The sequence below is a fragment of the Hyphomicrobium sp. genome (genome assembly GCF_019753045.1).
Lineage (GTDB): Bacteria > Pseudomonadota > Alphaproteobacteria > Rhizobiales > Hyphomicrobiaceae > Hyphomicrobium_B.
Genome location: NZ_JAIELN010000020.1, coordinates 68076 through 85567 on the forward strand (window position 1 = coordinate 68076; position 17492 = coordinate 85567).

Consider the following 17492-nt stretch of genomic DNA (forward strand, 5'->3'; position numbering starts at 1 on the left):
TTATCCTCCAGTTCCATAGTGCACGTCGCCGCCGAGCTGCTCTTCGAACGAACCCGTGACCAAAGCGTCCACGTCGAGAATAAGTGCTACGCGGCCATCGCCGAGAATCGTGGCGGCCGCGATACCTTCAACTGTGCCGTAGTTTGCTTCGAGACTTTTGATGACGACTTGGCGCTGATCCTGGATCGAGTCGACCAAGAGAGCGTTGCGCGCGCCGCCGCCGGTCTCGACCAGTATCGCCACGCTGCGTTCCGGGTCTGCCGGCGTGTCGCGGAAGCCCATCTGCGTTCCGACATCAATGAGCGGTACGAAAGTATTGCGGATGGCCATGACCCGGCTGTCTGCGCCGATGGCATGAATCTCGCCTTTCTTCGGCTTCAATGTCTCGACAATCGCCGTCAATGGCACGACGAGCGTCTGGCCTGCGACCGACACGGCCATGCCGTCGAGGACGGCGAGCGTCAGCGGCAGACTCATCGAGAACGTCGAGCCAAGCCCCGGTCGCGACGAGATCGATATGCGGCCGCCGAGTGCCAAGATCGAGCGCTTGACGACGTCCATGCCGACGCCGCGGCCTGAGATGTTCGAGATGGTGGAGGCGGTCGAGAAGCCAGGTAGGAAGAGAAGATTATCGATATCGCTATCGGAAAGCTGCGCGTCGGGCGATATCAGGCCCTTCTTGATCGCGGATGCGCGTACCTTCGGCCGATTGATGCCGGCGCCATCATCCGAAATCTCAATGACGATCCGGCCCGAACGGTGAGCAGCGCTCAAACGAACGTTCCCTTCGGGGGACTTCCCGGCTGCAATGCGCTCCTCGGGCGATTCGATGCCATGATCGACCGCGTTGCGGATCATGTGCGTCAGCGGCTCCGCCAGACGCTCCACGACGGTTTTGTCGACTTCCGTCGCTTCGCCGTCGGTTTTCAGGCGAACTTGCTTGCCCGTGGCATCCGCCACTTCACGCACAATGCGCGACATGCGCTGAAAGAGCGGCTTAACAGGCTGCGCGCGGATCGCCATCACGCTTTCCTGTATCTCGCGCGTCAGCTGCTCCAGTTCTTCGAGACCGATGATGACCGATGATGAACCGGCGAAATTCGCTTCGATGACGCGCTGAGACAGCATCGCCTGATTGATAACAAGCTCGCCGACGAGATTGATCAGCCGGTCGACACGATCGAACTCGACGCGGATGGTCGTCTGCGTCTGGACGGCGACGGCTTTTGACGCCTCTGCCACTTGAGGCGCAGCAGATGTCTCGCTCGCAATCACTTCGACTGGCGCGGGGGCCGGTTGTACATGTTCTTCAGAATTCGTTTCGGTCGCGGCCGGTTCGGCTTCTGCCGGGGGCGCGTTGCCGAGCGCCTGCGCCAACAGCGCGGCAATAGCTGCGTCCGAAACTTCGGGTTGACCATCGGCTTCGACTGAGATTTCGGCTTCTCCGTCGACGAATTCGAACACCTCGCGAACGGCCTCGATCGGTGCTTCCGATGAAAGCTTGATGTTCCAAGAGAGATATGCGCCGTTGGGATCGATCGTATCGAGATCCGGCACTGCGGACACATCGCAGCTGACTTCGGCATTGCCCAGTCGCGAAAGCTCTCGGACGATCAGTACCGTCTCGTTTCCATTGAGGTAGAGTTCCGGCCGAGGCGTGAAGCCGACACGATATTCATGTACTGGCGCCGCGGCGGGCTCCGGCGCCACATCGGGAAGACCGAAATCTATGACCGTCGGCTGGAACTCGATGACTTCCTCGACTTCTTCCTCGCCTTCGACTGTCGTCAGCGCTTTAACGTCTGCAGCGACGCCCGCGTAGCTCGACTCGTCGATTTCCTTGCCGTCACGAGATGCCGCCACGAGATCGGCCAGAACGTCAGCGGCGCGGAGCATCGCTTTCATTACATCGGCGGACGGGTGAAGCTTGCCGCTTCGCACGTAATCCAGTGCCGTTTCGAACGTATGCGCGAATTGCACGAGCGCCGTCAGCTTGAAAGCGCCCGCGCCTCCCTTGATCGAGTGGACTGCGCGGAAGACGGCATTGACCGTTTCGGAATCGGCGTTGCCTTCGTCCATTGCAAGCAAGCCGAGTTCCATTTCCGAGAGTTGCTCTTCGCACTCCTGGAAGAACGTCTGGCGGATTGCGGCCATCGTATCGACGGTCATCGTTTATGCTCTTTTATTTCGAATTAGGCGGCGACACGGCGGATAGCGGCAATCAGCTTCGTCGGTTCGAACGGCTTTACGATCCACCCTGTCGCACCAGCTTCCTTCGCGCGCGTTTTCTTCGCGGCATCGCTCTCGGTGGTGAGAACAAGGATCGGCACTCTGCGGTAGCGGCTATCTTTCCGCACAGCCTCGATAAGTCCGAAACCATCCATCTTCGGCATGTTGATGTCGGTTACGATAACGTCCGGCATGGATGTCTGAAGCACCTCCAGGCCATGAACGCCGTCAACAGCCTGCACGACATTGAAGCCCGCTTCTGCGAGTGCCATTTTCAGCATGTCGCGCATCGTCCGGGAATCGTCGACGGTTAGTATCGTTTGCATCATGGGGAAAATCCTTCGAGAAGAAATTGGTCGCCCGACAATCCAACGAGCGCGATCGTGTCGAGAAGAGCGGCGCTCGGATTTGTCACCGCATAGCTCTGGCCATCGGCGCGCCAGGTGTTTGCCGCGGCCATCAAAACCTGCAACGCCTGCACGCCGACCCGGTTCACTTGACTCGCGTCAACGACCAGCGGAGCGCCACGACGAGCGACCAGCAGATCCTTGAGGGCGGCCGCCGACGACGAATCGCATGAATCCGGGAGGACGAGGTTGGCGTCTTCAACGGGGCTTGGCGTTTCGGCGGCCACTTCCATTATTTGCGCGACGTCCGCACCATCCTTACGGTTCGACTTTGCAGTCTTACGCGCCGCGCTCTTCGTACGGGGACCGTTGGCGCCCGCTTTCGCTTTAGCGCGCGCCATTAAAATTCCTCCCAGCCGGCGTCAGAGGAGGCCACATTGCGCCGGCCCATGCCTCCGGCAGCAGCAATCTTCGACTTTGCAGGCGCGCGCTGCGGGCGGGGCAGCGACTTCGGCTGTTCGCGCCGGGTCGACATTTCGATGACCGTCTCGTCGCCTGTGCTGAAGCGGCTTACGAGGCGAACGAGATCTTCGGTCTGTTGAGCGAGCGTTTGCGTTGCAGCCGTCGCTTCTTCGACCATCGCGGCGTTCTGCTGCGTGACCTGATCCATCTCGTTGACGGCCGTGTTGACTTGCTCAAGTCCGTGCGCCTGTTCGTTGGCGCTGGTGGCGATGTCCGTGACGATGGTGTTGATTTCCGCGACCTGGGTCACGATACGAGTCAACGCCAAGCCGGTCTCACCGACGAGCTGAACTCCCTGTGCGACCTGTCCGGTCGAAGCAGAAATGAGACCTTTGATCTCCTTTGCCGCCTCGGCAGAACGCTGCGCCAGGGCTCGCACTTCGGATGCGACGACCGCGAAGCCTCGGCCAGCGTCGCCGGCACGTGCTGCTTCGACGCCAGCGTTCAAAGCGAGCAGGTTCGTCTGGAACGCGATCTCGTCGATGACGCCGATGATCTGACTGATCTGCTTCGACGAACTCTCGATGCCGTTCATCGCCGAAATTGCTTTGCGAACGATTTCTCCGCTCTTCTCGGCGTCTGCCTTGGCAATCGACACCGTTTCCCGAGCATGGGTAGCACCGCGAGCCGTCTTGTTGACGGTATCCGTGATCTCCTTAACGGCAGCTGCCGTCTGCTCAAGACTTGCGGCCTGGTTTTCCGTGCGCCGCGAAAGATCGTCGGAGGCTTGCGATATTTCCTCGGTACCGAGCTTGATGCTGGCGGCACCTTTTTTCACGAGCTCGATCGTGCTTCTCAGCTGGGAAGCCGCAGAGTTGAAGTCTGTCTTCAGCTTCGCGAACTCCGGAGCGATGTCGGCGTATACCGAGGTCTCGAGGTTTCCTTGCGCGAGTTCCGACAGCGAGGTTCCGAGCGATTGAACCACGACATTGATCTGGCCCTCCGCCTCGATCTTAGAGGCTTGCGCGGCTTCGAGCTGACCCATCATCAGGTTCATCTGGCTGATGATAGCCTCGTACTCCGGGATGACCTTCTCGGTAATCCGATGCGTGAAGTCGCCGCTCGCTATACGCTCGGCCGCGCTGGTGAACGCGTCCATGAAGCGCTCATGCTCTTTCGCATAGTGCTCGCTCTGCTCCTGCTGCTGTTTGGCTGCATCGACGGCGGCGTCGGTCATCGACTTATTTTCGATGACGGCTTCCTTGAAGCGTGCGAGCGCACTCGCGATCATGCCGTTTTCGTTGCTGTCGGCGAGATACGGGACTTCTACGCTCAAATCCTTATGGCTGATTTGATCCATCGCGCGGACCAGGTTCGAAAGCCGGAGCGAAATGCCCTTGGCGATGAGACCGACCATGACAACCGCAGCGACGGTTGCCGCGATCAGCAGCGCGAGCATCCGGTAAAGGGAGGAGCGTGCGGCGCTGGCGTGATCTTCAGCGAGACGCTCAAAAAGGTCGCTGACCTGACCAGCAGACGCTCCGACGAGGCTATTGGCGTCGCTCAGTGATGCAATCACGTCGCTACCAATCGCGGCCCGCCGATAGTCGGCCGCTTTGACCTTCGCGGCGATCTGATCGAGCGTCGTCAAAAGCCTGATGCTCGTGTCGCCGAGCGCATTCTTCGATTCGCTCGAAGCATCAGACGCCATGAGTTTATTCAGCGAGCCGCGGAACTTCTCCGTGGTTCTCCGCAACACTGCGTAATTAATTGCAAGCTTGGTCTGGTCGTCTGCCGGACCCGCGGTATCAAGTGTGGATTTCAGATCAAGTAGCGCCTGCTTTACTCCCGGCAAGCGCTGCACAATCAGGTCTTGCGCGTGGAAACTGGCCGGCGCGGCATCCGAAGCGAGACCAGATGAGCTGGCGATCTGATCCAAAAGATCGACGCCGAGACGCACTCGTTCGTCCCCTGACCGGGCGTTCTCGAGAGCATTTACGCTCGGCTGCACTCCGAGACTTTGTGCAATGTCCGAGAGTTTTGCCAACTCGCCGTTGCCCGAACCTGAGTTTTCATCGGCGGACATCTTCGTTCAAACCGCCGAAGCCAACCGGCCCCCATCGATTTCGCGGTCAAGCGTGCGGATCTGCACGAGCTGGGTTTGTGTGTAGAGGTAAAGCTGGATCAGCGATGGAATTAAAAATACCGCAGATATCAGGGCAAGCCGGCGCGGCATCGACCATTTGCTATTGATATATCCTATGACCATAGCTGAACCTGTTTCCTCGGAGCGTTGATCTTGTTTCTAGCGGTGCGATTCGGCGTCGGCGCGGGCGCACGCAATGCCGTTGATGAATTCGAGTTGCAGAGACTCTCAAAGAGTGGGGAGCTGACGCGAGCAATCGCCCCCAAAGCAGCGGAGGCTGCATCGGTGGAAATGATCGGCGATCGTTAGATCTTTCGGGACTGACGAAAGAAGCGGCCGCGAATTATCGTGCCCCATCGGTAGTTCCTGCTTTTTTCTAAAAGCCTGGAACATGTCGGATCTTGCCGACTCAGCTGCGCGGCGTCATGCCTATGATTTACCAATCAAGCAGCTGTGCACGATAATTAGTCCGAAAAACTGTCGAATTGGTTTACGAAACTATCGCCGCTGCGTGTTTATTTGAAACAATCCAGCACGGGCTATTTATTGACTCGCCTGTATTTCCGCGTGCATTTCAGACGTTAATTTCCATTTATTATTGCGCCACGGACGGTTCGGTGGCGCTATTTTCCCCGATATCTTCGGCTATTTCCTCACCCATGAAAGCCGCCTCGGCGGCCTGACATAGCTAAGACCGGCTATCGCATCATCAATGCGAATGAGCCTGCATTTCACAATCAAATCGTCACCCGGGATCTCTAAATAAAATTCGCCATTCAGCCGGTGAGGCTCGGGGAGTTTAATTCGCGCTCCTCCGTCCGATAAATCCAGGACTGTTCCGGAAAGCCTTTGCCCATCGCCAAGTTCGATAACGGCGGCTTTGAATACCGGCCGCCGGCCAAATTTGCGCAGATCTCGGGAACGCTCTATTGCCAAAGCTCTTCTCGGTATTTTAATTCTGTTAACGACCCTTCTCCGAAAGCCGTACATCAGCGTGAGAAAACAAAGCCGTAATAAGGTGCATATAATTGTGCGGTTCTTGATCGCAGTACGTGGATTCCGTTTCTGTTCTACAGGCATTTCATCCGTTGGCGGACCATATCAGCTCTATACGATTCGCCGGCTGAGCGAGCTAATCTCGCCTTAAGACATTACGTTTAATTGTTGGAATGGTGGGCCGTCACCGATTCCAGTCGGGGACGGAGGCATAATGCTAACCTAGATTGCCAAAGAAGGTTTTAGAATACGGAATTGCCATTAAGGGCTGCCTCTCGGTCGAGGGCTATCCGAAGGGATCAACTACGACCGGTATAAAAAGCGGGGCGGAACAATGCGAGGCTCATCGGTTAAAGGCGTCATGGCTTTCAATCTCGACGGACTTGCCTATAACGCTCCTGTTGCAAAAGGGGGTCGCAAGAAGGATGCGACCAGTCCGTATTTCACCACCAGCTCGGATGCGAAGGCCTTCGTGTCCGCTCTTGATCAGGTGGGTATCGTTTCGATCACGGATCCCGAGGGCCGCATCCTTCATGCGAACAGCGAGTTCTTGCGCATCAGCGGCTACAGCATTGGAGAAGTCGTCGGCAAAGACCATTCGATTCTAAATTCCGAGCACCACCCAAAGAAATTCTGGGCTGACGCCTATGGAAAACTTCGCAAAGGCGAGACTTGGCGCGCACCCGTGAAAAATCGGGCGAAAGACGGTTCGTTCTATTGGGTTGATTCTATCATCGTTCCGCTCAAGGGCAGAGATCGCCAGAGCAAGGGCTTCCTGTCGTTTCAGATCGACATCACGACTGCCGTCACGCTTCACATGGCACTCCAGGAACGCAACGCCCTGCTGCAGGCCGTGGTCGACAGCTTCCCCGGCGGCCTCACAGTCTTCGACCGCGACCTTCGCTTAATCCTCTGCAACAGAAAGCAGCGGGAGCTGCTCGAATATCCGGATTCTCTCTTTGAGAACGCTCCTCCAACGCTGGAGGAGCTTTACCGCTTCAACGCCAATCGCGGAGAATACGGTCCGGGGGATGTCGAGGAACAGGTGCTCACTCGTCTCGAGCGCGCGCGCAAGGGCGAGACACATATCTTCGAGCGGCAACGGCCCAACGGAACCTACCTTGAGATTCGCGGCACGGCATTGCCCGGCGGCGGGTTCGTGACTGCCCACCTCGATGTGACGGAGCGGAAGCGGTATCAGGAAACTATCGGGCGGCTTGCGCACCAAGATGTTCTGACGGGCCTGCCGAACCGCGCACTTTTCCAGGAACGCATCCGGGTCGGTCTAAAGCAGGTACAGAACGGGTCATCCTTGGCGCTGCATTGTCTGGATCTCGACCGGTTCAAGTCCGTCAACGACACGCTTGGTCATCCTATCGGAGATTCTCTGTTGATCGCCGTGGCTGAAAGGCTTCGGGCCGAGATCCGAGAAACCGATACCGTCGCGCGGCTCGGCGGCGATGAATTCGCAATCATTCAAATGGCCCCCCGATCAATCGAAGAAATCGAGGCTCTTGCAAAGCGGATCATCGCCGCCTTCGCAGAGCCATTCGTTCTCGAAGAGAATACGGTCTCGATCGGAACAAGCATCGGCATTGCCGTCGCACCGTCCGACGGCATCGAAGTCGGCCAACTGATGATGAATGCGGACATGGCCCTTTACCGGACCAAATCGGTCGGCAGAGGCACATTCGGTTTCTTCGAACACTCGATGCATGAACGATTGCAGACGCGGCACCAAATCATCATGGGGCTGCGCGAGGCGATCGCGAACAGCAAGTTCGAGCTTCACTATCAGCCGATCGTGAACGTCAAAACGCGCAAGATCGTCGGCTGCGAGGCATTGATACGCTGGTCGCATCCGGTAAGGGGGCTCATTCCGGCGTCCGAATTCATTCCGATCGCCGAAGAATGCGGGTTGATTGGTCAGATCGGCGATTGGGTGCTGAAAACAGCATGCGCCGAGGCGAGCCTCTGGCCTGACGACATCTGGGTTGCAGTCAATATTTCTCCTGCCCAGTTCCGCGGCCAGGATCTCGTGGAGAAGGTCACGAACGCGTGCCGAGGGCTTCCCCTCTCGCGTCTCATCCTCGAGATTACTGAGACGCTCCTCATGAAAGATCGGGATGTTGCATCGGACACACTCGAGCGTCTGCGCAAAATGGGCGTCCGATTTGCGATCGATGACTTTGGGACGGGCTTCTCGTCACTCAGCTATCTGCAGAGCTTTCCGTTCGATAAAATCAAAATCGATCGCTCGTTCGTCTCTGCCGTCGCGAACGTCAAGCGCTCCGCGACGCTGCGGCGATCCATTATCCAACTCGGCTACAATCTCGGCATGACAAGCGTCGGCGAAGGCGTCGAAACCGAACAACAGCTTGATCGTTTGCGGGCCGAAGGGTGCGTAGAGGCGCAAGGCTTTCTCTTTTCGCGGGCGGTGCCCGCCGCAAAGCTTCGCACGCTATTCTCCAAGCCTCTCTGAAGACCTTTGTACTCCGTGCGTCCAACGACTTCGATCTTATTCGAGAGAACCGACCTGTGCTGAGGACGCTGCTTAAGATTTCGGAACCACGGCGGTCGTCGTTACCGCAAACGCGGATTTCCGACGAACCGGATGAAGGCAATGCGCTTTTCGAAGCGCTCATCTGTGAATTTCATTGGACGGCACTGCAGATCGGGGGCATCGCGGCTTGCATGAATGCAGCGCTTGCTCTCGGACGCACATGGATACTTCGATCATGCAGCAACTTGGTCCCCGTCGAGCCGCCAATTATCAATGTCGCACTACGGGCGTGGCAGGAGATCGGAATTTCCGGCGAGCTCGCCGCTTCGATCAGCAAGATCTATTTCGATCTGTTGGACGCCAAGAAGCTCGCGATGCCGCTTATAGACCAGGCCGGCGCCTTTGCCGGCTCAGGCATATCGCTCGCGAAGCTGGAGCAAATTACAGCGCTGTGGCGGAAGCTGGCGGAAGACTGCAAAATTGCGGTACGCCGACTTGAACCTGAGACACGCTGGCGTTTCAACGGCATCTACACCGGAAACGCGCTCATTCTCAGCAAATTCTTGCAGGAAGCGCAGTCGGGCTCGTACAGTTGCGTCAATCAATTTGGCGAAGCCGCCATCCCTGTTTTGCCACAACGTCGCAAGACACCGAGATATGTCCTGCTGCAACCGTGCAAGATCAGCGACAAAGGTGGCAGCTCCATTGCATTTGCACGCGATATCTCGAAGAGCGGCATCGGCCTGGATTGCGAGCGGGACCTCGCATTGAAGGAGCGGGTTCTCATCGAACTTCGCAGCGGTCAAAAGTTGAAGGGGACTGTCGTCTGGGCCCGAAACAAGCGGGTCAGCGTACAATTCGATGAGCCATTGGCCGACGGCGACCCGTTGATAGCACGTTGAGCGTTCGTATTTAGAGATTTGCGGCGGGCGCTCTATTCGTCGGCGATAATACGATTGCGGCCTGCCGCCTTTGCTTCGTAAAGCTTGGAGTCGGCACGATCCAAGAGCGCGTAGCAATCTTCGCCAGGACGTAATTCTGCAACGCCGAAGGACGCGGTGACCTTACCGATTGGCTGCCCCGTTCTGTGGTGCATCCATTTCTTGCTTTCAAGCTCGCCCCGGATCTGTTCGCCGAGGTTCTTCGCGCCTTCAAGTCTGGTTTGCGGCAAAAGGATAATGAACTCTTCTCCGCCATAGCGAGCGGCCGTATCGCGGCCCTTGATGTTTTTCGAGAGAAGCTCGGCGAAGCGCCTCAATATCTCGTCGCCCACGGCATGCCCGAACGAGTCGTTGATCCGCTTGAAATGATCGACGTCGGCCATGATCAACGAGAGTGCGCCCTTCGTTTCATTGGCGGTGTCAACCTCTTTCGGAAGGTGGATCTCCAACCAGTGCCGGTTCTTCAGCGACGTGACGGCATCAAGCATTCCCAATTTGTGGCTATCGCTGAGGCTGATCCTTAACTTTTCGATCTGCTGCTGCGATTGCTGTAAGCGCGTATTGAGATCACGCACTTCATTCTGAACTTTCTTGTTCTCGCTGATCAGCATCTGGATTATCGAACGGACGCGTTCGGGCGACGTCGACGCTACGAGCGTGTTGCTAACCTTCGTCAGGGAGTCGGAATGCGATCCACTCAGCTCGAGATGCTCCTTCAGTAGGCGCATCACTGAAAAGACTTCGTCGTCCAGTTCCTGTCCGACTTTTTCGAGACGCTCCGACAGTCGCTCGTCAATTTGACGATCCGCAGCAATTCCGCCGCGGAAGAACTGGAGGGCCCCCCAAGCGAAGGACATGCATCCCGCTGCGACAACTCCAAACAAGGTGGCTAGAGCAAACGGATGAGAACCTAGCCGCACGATGCGGCCTCGCGAATCCACTTCAGCAATTTGCCAAGAAACGTCCGACCAGCTCGATATCGCGGAAACTTCGATCTGCGTGTGCATCAGCAGATGCCACAGCAAAAAGGTTGAGCCGATTACCGCGATACTTCCCAACATGATGATGGCAGACGAAGGCAATTGCTTAAGTGCAGATGCGCTCATAATCTTGCTCAGCTCTAAAGTGGCGAGGGGGTTAGCCTCGCTGAAAAGAACATCTGCCTGAGATTTATCAAACATTCGGTTTCCGAGCGGAAACCTTGGGCAGATTTAGTGACGATCCGCATGGCGCCGGATTTTTTCCCGATGTCGTCAAGCGAGAATGACTAACGACGCTCCACTCAATGGAACGCATGCTTCAGCCTACGGACCATGAGTCGTCATTAGGCGCAATACTCTTATTGATGATTTCTGTGATTGCCCAGAGAACTATCGTTTGCAAAAAGCATTTTTAATTGTCATCTGACGCACGCCAGTCACTTAAAGCCGAGCGCGATTCTCAAATAAAGTTGCTCAGTGAACACCTTTAGCAAGTTGCCACTGTAGCTACCTGTCAGCAGCAGGATCAGAAAGCCCGCGATGATTTTCGGCACGAAAGTCAGCGTCATTTCTTGAATTTGCGTCAGCGCTTGAATGAACGCGACACCTACGCCGATTACCATGGCAGAGCCGACGACGGGCCCTGCCAATACAATCGTCAACCAGATCGCTTGTTGGACGATTTGAAGCGCGTCACCTTCCGTCATGACGTCGGGAAGCCTATCGTTACTCCGGCAGAGATCGGCACTTCCTTGCCGGTGGTCAGAATAGCCGTTGAGCCGGACGAATCGATCCGAACAGATTGGATCACACCCGTTGTGCCATCCGGTGCCTTCAGCGTCAGCCCAATCATGGTGCTGGCCTGCGAGATGTTCGAATTCACGAGGAGCTGATCGAGCTTGGAGTTCGTATTGATGGCTTGCTCGACGCCTGAAAACTGAGCGATCTGCGACATGTACTGTGTCGAGTCCGTAGGATTCAGAGGGTCCTGATTCTTCATCTGAGCGATCATCAGCTTCAAGAAATCGTTGTAGTTGAGCGTGTTTGACTTTGCTGCCGCCTGGGTGGCGGTTTGAGCGGTCGTGCCGTTGGTCGACGAAACCGTTGTCATGCGACCTCCTTGCTCTGTTCCTCAGTGTTCATTCCAGCCGCCTCGTGCGGAAGCAGCGATCTGACTTTCTTCAAAGCCTCGAACGGGCGATCGTTATCGAGCAAATCCGCGGTGTCGAGCAGGCCCTGCCTCAGAATCCTGTCGCTGATATTGCCGAGCAGATTGGCGACGGACTCCCGTGCCATCGTTTGCGCCTTCATGTGCAATGAGGGGTCGATCAGCATCATCTGGATCATGAAATACAATTGCTTGAACGGCGTTGTCGTATCCTCGGGCTTCATCACATGCTGCTCGAGAAGGAAAATGACATCGTTCATGAGTTCGATGCTGACCTTCCGGTCGACGCGCAAGACTCCGCCGTTGACGAAGAGGCGCTCACCGGCACGCAGCGTAATTTTCAAGCCGCCGGCCATCACAACCCTTCCGCGATGACATTCGAGACGTCGATCAGCCCCGCGAAATTCCGCGAGTTGCCTTTGCTGATCGCATCGGCTTCCTTGAGCATCCAAATGCCGATCGAGATGAGCCCCGCCCGGACTTCATCCGGCAACCCATTTTCGGGCTTCGCGAGATCGTCGAGGAAAAAGCTCCAAAGCCGATTGAGAAAGAAAATGGCATCGATCGCTTCACGCGACTGCGGTCCCGCCATTTCTGCGGTCCTGAGGAGCGCGACCGACTGCTCGATGGCCAGCCGCTCGTTCTCGCGTTGCCGGCTGCCGGATTCACTCAACGTCTCTTCGTATGAGAACTTGTACATCTTCTGCCTTCCGGAAGCCTGATATTAGATGCTGCCTATGCTCACGTGAGATAGTCCATGATGGTGAGATTGTTCAGCTTGTTGGTGATCGAGTACGCTGCTTGAAGCGCCGTCGAAACGTCCGAAAGCTGCGTTGTCAAAGCAATGGGATCGACCTGCTCGAGGTCACCGATGGATTTCGTGAGAAAATCGATCTGCGAACTGATCTGGTCGTTTGAGTCGGAGACGCGCTTCTGCGTCACGCCGAGATACGATTGGACCTGAGTAAGTCCGCCCGTTGCGTTGGCGACGAGATCTCGCGCCTTCGATACGATGACTTGCTGTGCCCCGCTTCCGAGGTTGGCGAAGCCCAAGCCTGCGAACATCGTGAAAGCTTGGGTCAATGAGCGGAAATTGCTGTCGTTTGCTGTTACCGAAGTATTGGCGATCTCGGTGCGAGAAATCCTACTGCTTACTGATTTGTCGGACGCTCCCGACCACGTGCTTGACCAATTTGCAGCGGAGAACAGATCGGCGAACTCGTTATCGAGAAAATCCTGCATGTCAGACGGCGAGATATTGGCCGCGGCGGGATCACTCGGAGCGAAGCCAAACTTCGTGACGAACGCGTTCGTTACTGCCTGTTGCCCAGCTGACGGAGGAGATCCGAAGAAATCGTCCATCGGTTTGACGTCGGAGTTGATGCCGGCAAAAAGATACTGCCCGTCAAGCGACGAATTGAGCTGGTCCTGCAGTGTTTGCATGCCGGCCTGAGCCGATTGAATGAGTGTCTCTGGCGACGTCGACGCCGAGCCGCCACTGACCAAAGCCGACAGGAACGACGATGTACTTTTCGCTACGGTCTGCAAAGCGGATTGCGACGCGTCCATGCGATTCAGGACGAGGTTGTTCGATTTCTGGATGGCCTGGATCTGTTCCAGGTCCTGCCGCATGGAAACGCTGACGCCTGTGGTTGCGCCAAGGGTTACTCCGACGTCAGCATGCCTTTCGGTCGCCATCTCCTTTTGGATATCGACAAGTCGCGACTGCAGGCGAGCGATTGAACGACGCGTGTCGTCCGAGAGGCCAGCCGACGATATGAATGATGCTGTGATCATGATGTTAGTTGATCGACTGTAGGAGGGTTGCAAGCATGTTATCGACCGTATTTATCAGCCGCGAAGAGGCCTGGAAGGTGCGCTCGAGGTCGAGAAGGTTGGTCATCTCTTCGTCCAAACTCACGCCCGTTTCCCGCGACAGGGCGGAGCTGGCCCGGTCGGCCAGGGTTTGCCGGGACTCGGCTTCGGAACTCGCCGATTGTCTCAGCGCTTCTAGCCAGGACACGGAAGATTTCGCGTAATCGGAGACCGATGCCGTTGGCGGCAGCTGGGACGAAGGGTCGAAAGAACGGGATGCGGTGAGACTCGTTATCAGCTGCTGAATTCGATCCGTGTAGGATGCAGCACCCGTCGAGTTGTACGCATAAGCGGTTCCGGCGATGCCGCCGTCTCGCACAAGCTGCGCGTTTCCGCCTTGCGAAGGGTCGACAGTCGGATTGATTTTGATCGAGCCCGCAAGGCCTGCGATGACCGTTCCGGACGCAGGAATTGCCGGCCCGCCACCGTATGTAAATAGACCAGCGGCGGCCGGAAGAGTCGGCGTCGCGGATTGATCGGTCTCGGCGGTTGCTTCGATCAAGCCGCGAGCGATCTCATCGAGCTGGCTCTGATAGGCGAGCGTGATGTTGTCTCTAACGTCGACGAGGCCCGCGAGCTTGCCGGAACTGATCGACATCGTATGCGGGGTGCCCGCGATCGGAACCCCGTCCGCATAGACCGGAGAGCCGACCGAACTCGGCGAAAGATTTGAGGTTGGAGCGAACGTAACCTGGCGAGCGGTTTTATCAAATAATGTGACGCCGCTGTCGGTATAGATCGCCATATCGCCGCCGGCGCGCGAAACGGTGCGTATGCCGACTTCCGTCGACAACTGCTTCAGGACGGCGTCACGCTGATCGAGGACGTCCGTGATGTCTGCGCCGCTGCTCGTTCCTTTAACGACGCTCTGATTGAGCTTCTCGAATTGAGCGAGCAGATTGTTGATGTTGGAGACCGACGTCGCAATGTCGGTATCGGCCTGATTTCGGATATCCGTGACGGACTGGGTGGCGGAATTGAGAGCCGTTGCCAACGTCTGAGCCGCCGAGACGACTGTCGCTGCAACGGCTCCATTCTGAGGCGCAGCCGAATAGTTTTGTAGCGCCGAACTCAGTTTGGAGATGAGAGCCGCGGGTGAGCTTTCAGAGTCTGTGTCTCCCACCGTGTTCTCAAGCCGGTCGAGTGCTGAATTGACCACGGTTTGAGTCTGATTACTGGCATTCGCGCTCAAATAAGTATCAAGCAGAAGCTTGTTTGCAGTCCGCGAAATGCCAGCGACGCTGACGCCGCCACCATACCCAGTTATGACGTTTGCGACCTTACGCGTCGCGTCGGCATTGTTCACGTTCGCAATATTCTGCGACACCACCGAGATTTGCTCGGAAACGGTCGACAGACTCGAACGCGCGTTGCCGATACTCTGTGTAAGCGACATATGCTGGGCCTTTACCTTTCAATTATTCGTTCAGCGAACGAGATTTACGAGAACGTCCAACAGTTCGGCGCCGGTTTGGAATACTTTGGAGTTTGCCGTGTAGTTGCGCTGCGCCTGAACCATGTTCGTCAGCTCGGAAGCGAGATCGGCAGTACTGCTTTCCAGTGCAGCAGAGATGATTTTTCCCCTGCCGCCGTCGTTGGCGTTGCCGAGCTGCAAATCGCCCGACGACTTATTCGTCGCGAAAACGTTGCCGGAGATTGCCGTAAGGTTGTCGGGGCTTGCTACGGTTGCAAGTGGGATCTTGAACGCATCGATGCGCGAGCCATCAGCATAAACAGCCGTGACAATTCCTTCGTTGCTGATTTCGAGGCGATCGACCGCGGACGGTGGGCTACCGTTCGCGCTTGGCGCGTTGGAGCCTGTTTGCGGAGAATAGTTCGCCGCAAGTTGCGTCATCTTGCTGACGTCGAGAGTGAACGCGCTACCGTTGGGAATATTGAAGCTCAGCGATTGCGGGCTTGTCGTTGTCACCGCACCCGTCGTGGCGTCAAACGTCACCGACGTCGTCGCCAACTGCGAGCCTGCGGCATAGGGAAATCCGCCGGATGCCGACGCGCCGGACGCGTCGTAGACGGCTAGTTGCCATGTATTATTGGCGGTCTTGGCAGAATAAACATCGAGCGTGACCTGATGGCCGAGATTGTCATAGGCGACGATCGAGGTCTTGCCGGCGTACTCCGCCGTGGCGGCATTTGCCGCCGGCAAGTTGGCAGCAACGGTCACAGCCGCGTCGGCCGGAAGGTTCACGCCAAATTTGCCGCTCGTCGAAGGTGTTGCCTTCATACCCAAGCCGCTGGTGCTCACAACCTCTAGGCCGGCCGCGCTATTCACCACCGAACTCGAGCTTCCATCCAGGAGATTGTAGCCCAGGAGTTTGAAACCCGCGGCGTTTACGAGATCACCGTTGGCATCGGCGACGAAGTTGCCCGAGCGGGTCAGATAGGGCGTGCCGGCGTCGCTTTGCACCATGAAAAAGCCGTTGCCGCTGATAGCAAGATCGGTCGGCGACTTCGTGTAGGTAAAGTCACCTTGCTGCGATACGAGGCGACGCGCGATTGTCGAAACGGAGCCTGGCACATACTCTGCAACGCTGCCTGCCGCGATCAGCGTCGCGAATTCAGTAGACGAGGCCTTGTAACCAGTCGTGTTGATATTCGCGATGTTGTCCGCAACCGTACCCATTCGGTCAGACTGGACAGACATTCCCGAGACGCTGGTAGTCATTACTCCGTAGAGACCCATCGACATTCTCCTCGTCGCGCATGATGCTCGGAGCAAGCAAAGCATCTGTGCCTTGCGTGAGACTGGTTGCTGCCGACCCTTGAACAGGGTGCAAAGCGTCTTCGAGAGCGAAGTCTTTCAGACGGTAACCGAGGAAGCGCTGAGAATCGATCGGGTCGTATCCGAGCTTCTGCTTCAGTCTCTTGCGAAGCCGGCTGATGTGACTTTCAATTACGTTCTCGTGAATCTCATCATTAAAGATTCCATATACACGGTTGAATATCTGCGTTTTGGTAATCCGCGTATTGCGGCTTAGGACGAGGCATTCCAAAATCCGGCGTTCGCGCCGCGGTAATGGAAGGACTTCGCCATTCACAATTGGATCGCGGCCGTCAAAGAAGATCCGTATGCCGCCGACATCGACGCACTCATCCGTAATCTGCATTCGACGGCGGATCGCGCCACAGCGGGCCAATATCTCCCGGACGTGAAATGGCTTCGCGAGCACATCATCGAAACCGAGCGAGAAGAGCTCCAGCGTTTCGCTAAGCGCCCTCGCTTCGATCAAGCCGATAAGCGGCGCCCTGCAACGCGACCGGACCCGCGCCGAAATCTGCCGGCGACTTGAAACCGTACCGAGCAAAAATCCCTCGATAACGGCGACATCCTGATCGTTGATGAGTTCAAACCACTCGAAGAACTCGGATGGCTCTACAGCTGTAGCTGCAATACCCTCGCGTTCGAAACACGCAACATACCCTCCCGCGACCGTCGAACGGTCGTCAAGTACAACGAACATGTTGCCCCCCAGGCCCCGCAAATCATTGGCATAAAAGGAAATACAGTGATTCACGTGTCTTATTAACAATTATTTCATTATTGCATGGGGCACAAAAGACACGCCAAATCACACAGAAGTTACACTCGATGCAGATACATGCGCGACGAGCATCCGACGTTCCGGCGCACTCATTACCCAATTCAAAATCCATATAATTTTATGAGTTTTTCACTCAGCTCCGTAAGCTAATTGCGGTTGAATAGATATTCCACCGCAAGACCAAGAGGTGAATTCGAGGAATCGGAAAAGCGGTTGGAGAATTACGTTTTAATTGCAGCGAGCAGAGCGGGTCTTGTTCAGGTGCGTAATATGAGGCAGACGAAA

The 17492-nt window shown here is 56.5% G+C and carries 16 protein-coding genes; 2 read left to right on the forward strand and 14 right to left on the reverse strand.

All coding sequences use genetic code 11. The features are described from left to right. The 5 genes from K2Q04_RS19450 to K2Q04_RS19470 all read right to left on the reverse strand — a co-directional run bounded on the left by K2Q04_RS19450 (position 1) and on the right by K2Q04_RS19470 (position 6264). Positions 1 to 2169, reverse strand: coding sequence for a chemotaxis protein CheA (locus K2Q04_RS19450; RefSeq protein ID WP_291166617.1), 2169 nt, complete (start codon positions 2167 to 2169; stop codon positions 1 to 3). 23 nt (positions 2170 to 2192) lie between these two features. After that, positions 2193 to 2558 carry a response regulator gene (locus tag K2Q04_RS19455; RefSeq protein WP_291166619.1) on the reverse strand — a complete coding sequence of 122 codons (366 nt, stop codon included), beginning with the start codon at positions 2556 to 2558 and terminating at the stop codon, positions 2193 to 2195. Next, positions 2555 to 2977 (reverse strand): STAS domain-containing protein, encoded by a 423-nt coding sequence (locus K2Q04_RS19460; protein ID WP_291166621.1) that lies wholly within the window; start codon positions 2975 to 2977, stop codon positions 2555 to 2557. The genes K2Q04_RS19455 and K2Q04_RS19460 overlap by 4 nt, the downstream gene beginning before the upstream one ends. Continuing rightward, complete coding sequence (locus tag K2Q04_RS19465; RefSeq protein ID WP_291166623.1) at positions 2977 to 5124, reverse strand: methyl-accepting chemotaxis protein; 2148 nt, start codon at positions 5122 to 5124, stop codon at positions 2977 to 2979. The genes K2Q04_RS19460 and K2Q04_RS19465 overlap by 1 nt, the downstream gene beginning before the upstream one ends. A gap of 705 nt (positions 5125 to 5829) precedes the next feature. Continuing rightward, a complete protein-coding gene (locus K2Q04_RS19470) occupies positions 5830 to 6264 on the reverse strand; it encodes a PilZ domain-containing protein (RefSeq protein WP_366935772.1) in 435 nt (144 codons plus the stop codon). 250 nt (positions 6265 to 6514) lie between these two features. Between K2Q04_RS19470 and K2Q04_RS19475 the strand changes: the two genes are divergently transcribed. Beyond that, on the forward strand, positions 6515 to 8662 hold the full coding sequence (locus K2Q04_RS19475) for an EAL domain-containing protein (RefSeq protein ID WP_291166625.1): 2148 nt from the start codon (positions 6515 to 6517) through the stop codon (positions 8660 to 8662). Between the two features lie 56 nt (positions 8663 to 8718). Next, positions 8719 to 9585 carry a PilZ domain-containing protein gene (locus K2Q04_RS19480; protein ID WP_291166627.1) on the forward strand — a complete coding sequence of 289 codons (867 nt, stop codon included), beginning with the start codon at positions 8719 to 8721 and terminating at the stop codon, positions 9583 to 9585. Positions 9586 to 9617: 32 nt separating this feature from the next. Here K2Q04_RS19480 and K2Q04_RS19485 read toward each other — a convergent pair whose 3' ends face one another. From K2Q04_RS19485 to K2Q04_RS19525, 9 genes are all read right to left on the reverse strand, one after another. Next, positions 9618 to 10481 carry a GGDEF domain-containing protein gene (locus K2Q04_RS19485; RefSeq protein WP_291166629.1) on the reverse strand — a complete coding sequence of 288 codons (864 nt, stop codon included), beginning with the start codon at positions 10479 to 10481 and terminating at the stop codon, positions 9618 to 9620. Between the two features lie 560 nt (positions 10482 to 11041). After that, a complete protein-coding gene (gene fliQ, locus K2Q04_RS19490) occupies positions 11042 to 11311 on the reverse strand; it encodes a flagellar biosynthesis protein FliQ (protein WP_092868568.1) in 270 nt (89 codons plus the stop codon). After that, positions 11308 to 11715 (reverse strand): flagellar hook assembly protein FlgD, encoded by a 408-nt coding sequence (gene flgD / locus K2Q04_RS19495; RefSeq protein ID WP_291166632.1) that lies wholly within the window; start codon positions 11713 to 11715, stop codon positions 11308 to 11310. Before flgD ends, fliQ begins: the two co-directional genes overlap by 4 nt. Then, the gene (flbT, locus tag K2Q04_RS19500; RefSeq protein ID WP_291166635.1) at positions 11712 to 12128 is read right to left on the reverse strand and encodes a flagellar biosynthesis repressor FlbT; all 417 of its coding nucleotides are present in this window, start codon (positions 12126 to 12128) and stop codon (positions 11712 to 11714) included. The genes flgD and flbT overlap by 4 nt, the downstream gene beginning before the upstream one ends. After that, the gene (gene flaF / locus K2Q04_RS19505) at positions 12128 to 12472 is read right to left on the reverse strand and encodes a flagellar biosynthesis regulator FlaF (protein ID WP_291166637.1); all 345 of its coding nucleotides are present in this window, start codon (positions 12470 to 12472) and stop codon (positions 12128 to 12130) included. The genes flbT and flaF overlap by 1 nt, the downstream gene beginning before the upstream one ends. Positions 12473 to 12513: 41 nt before the next feature. After that, on the reverse strand, positions 12514 to 13569 hold the full coding sequence (locus K2Q04_RS19510; protein WP_291166640.1) for a flagellar hook-associated family protein: 1056 nt from the start codon (positions 13567 to 13569) through the stop codon (positions 12514 to 12516). A 4-nt stretch (positions 13570 to 13573) separates the two neighbouring features. Continuing rightward, entirely contained in the window at positions 13574 to 15043 is a 1470-nt protein-coding gene (gene flgK / locus K2Q04_RS19515; RefSeq protein WP_291166642.1) for a flagellar hook-associated protein FlgK, read from the reverse strand. Positions 15044 to 15073: 30 nt separating this feature from the next. Beyond that, positions 15074 to 16348 (reverse strand): flagellar hook protein FlgE, encoded by a 1275-nt coding sequence (locus K2Q04_RS19520; RefSeq protein WP_291166645.1) that lies wholly within the window; start codon positions 16346 to 16348, stop codon positions 15074 to 15076. After that, positions 16293 to 17126 (reverse strand): response regulator transcription factor, encoded by an 834-nt coding sequence (locus K2Q04_RS19525; RefSeq protein WP_291166647.1) that lies wholly within the window; start codon positions 17124 to 17126, stop codon positions 16293 to 16295. The genes K2Q04_RS19520 and K2Q04_RS19525 overlap by 56 nt, the downstream gene beginning before the upstream one ends. Positions 17127 to 17492 lie beyond the last annotated feature (366 nt).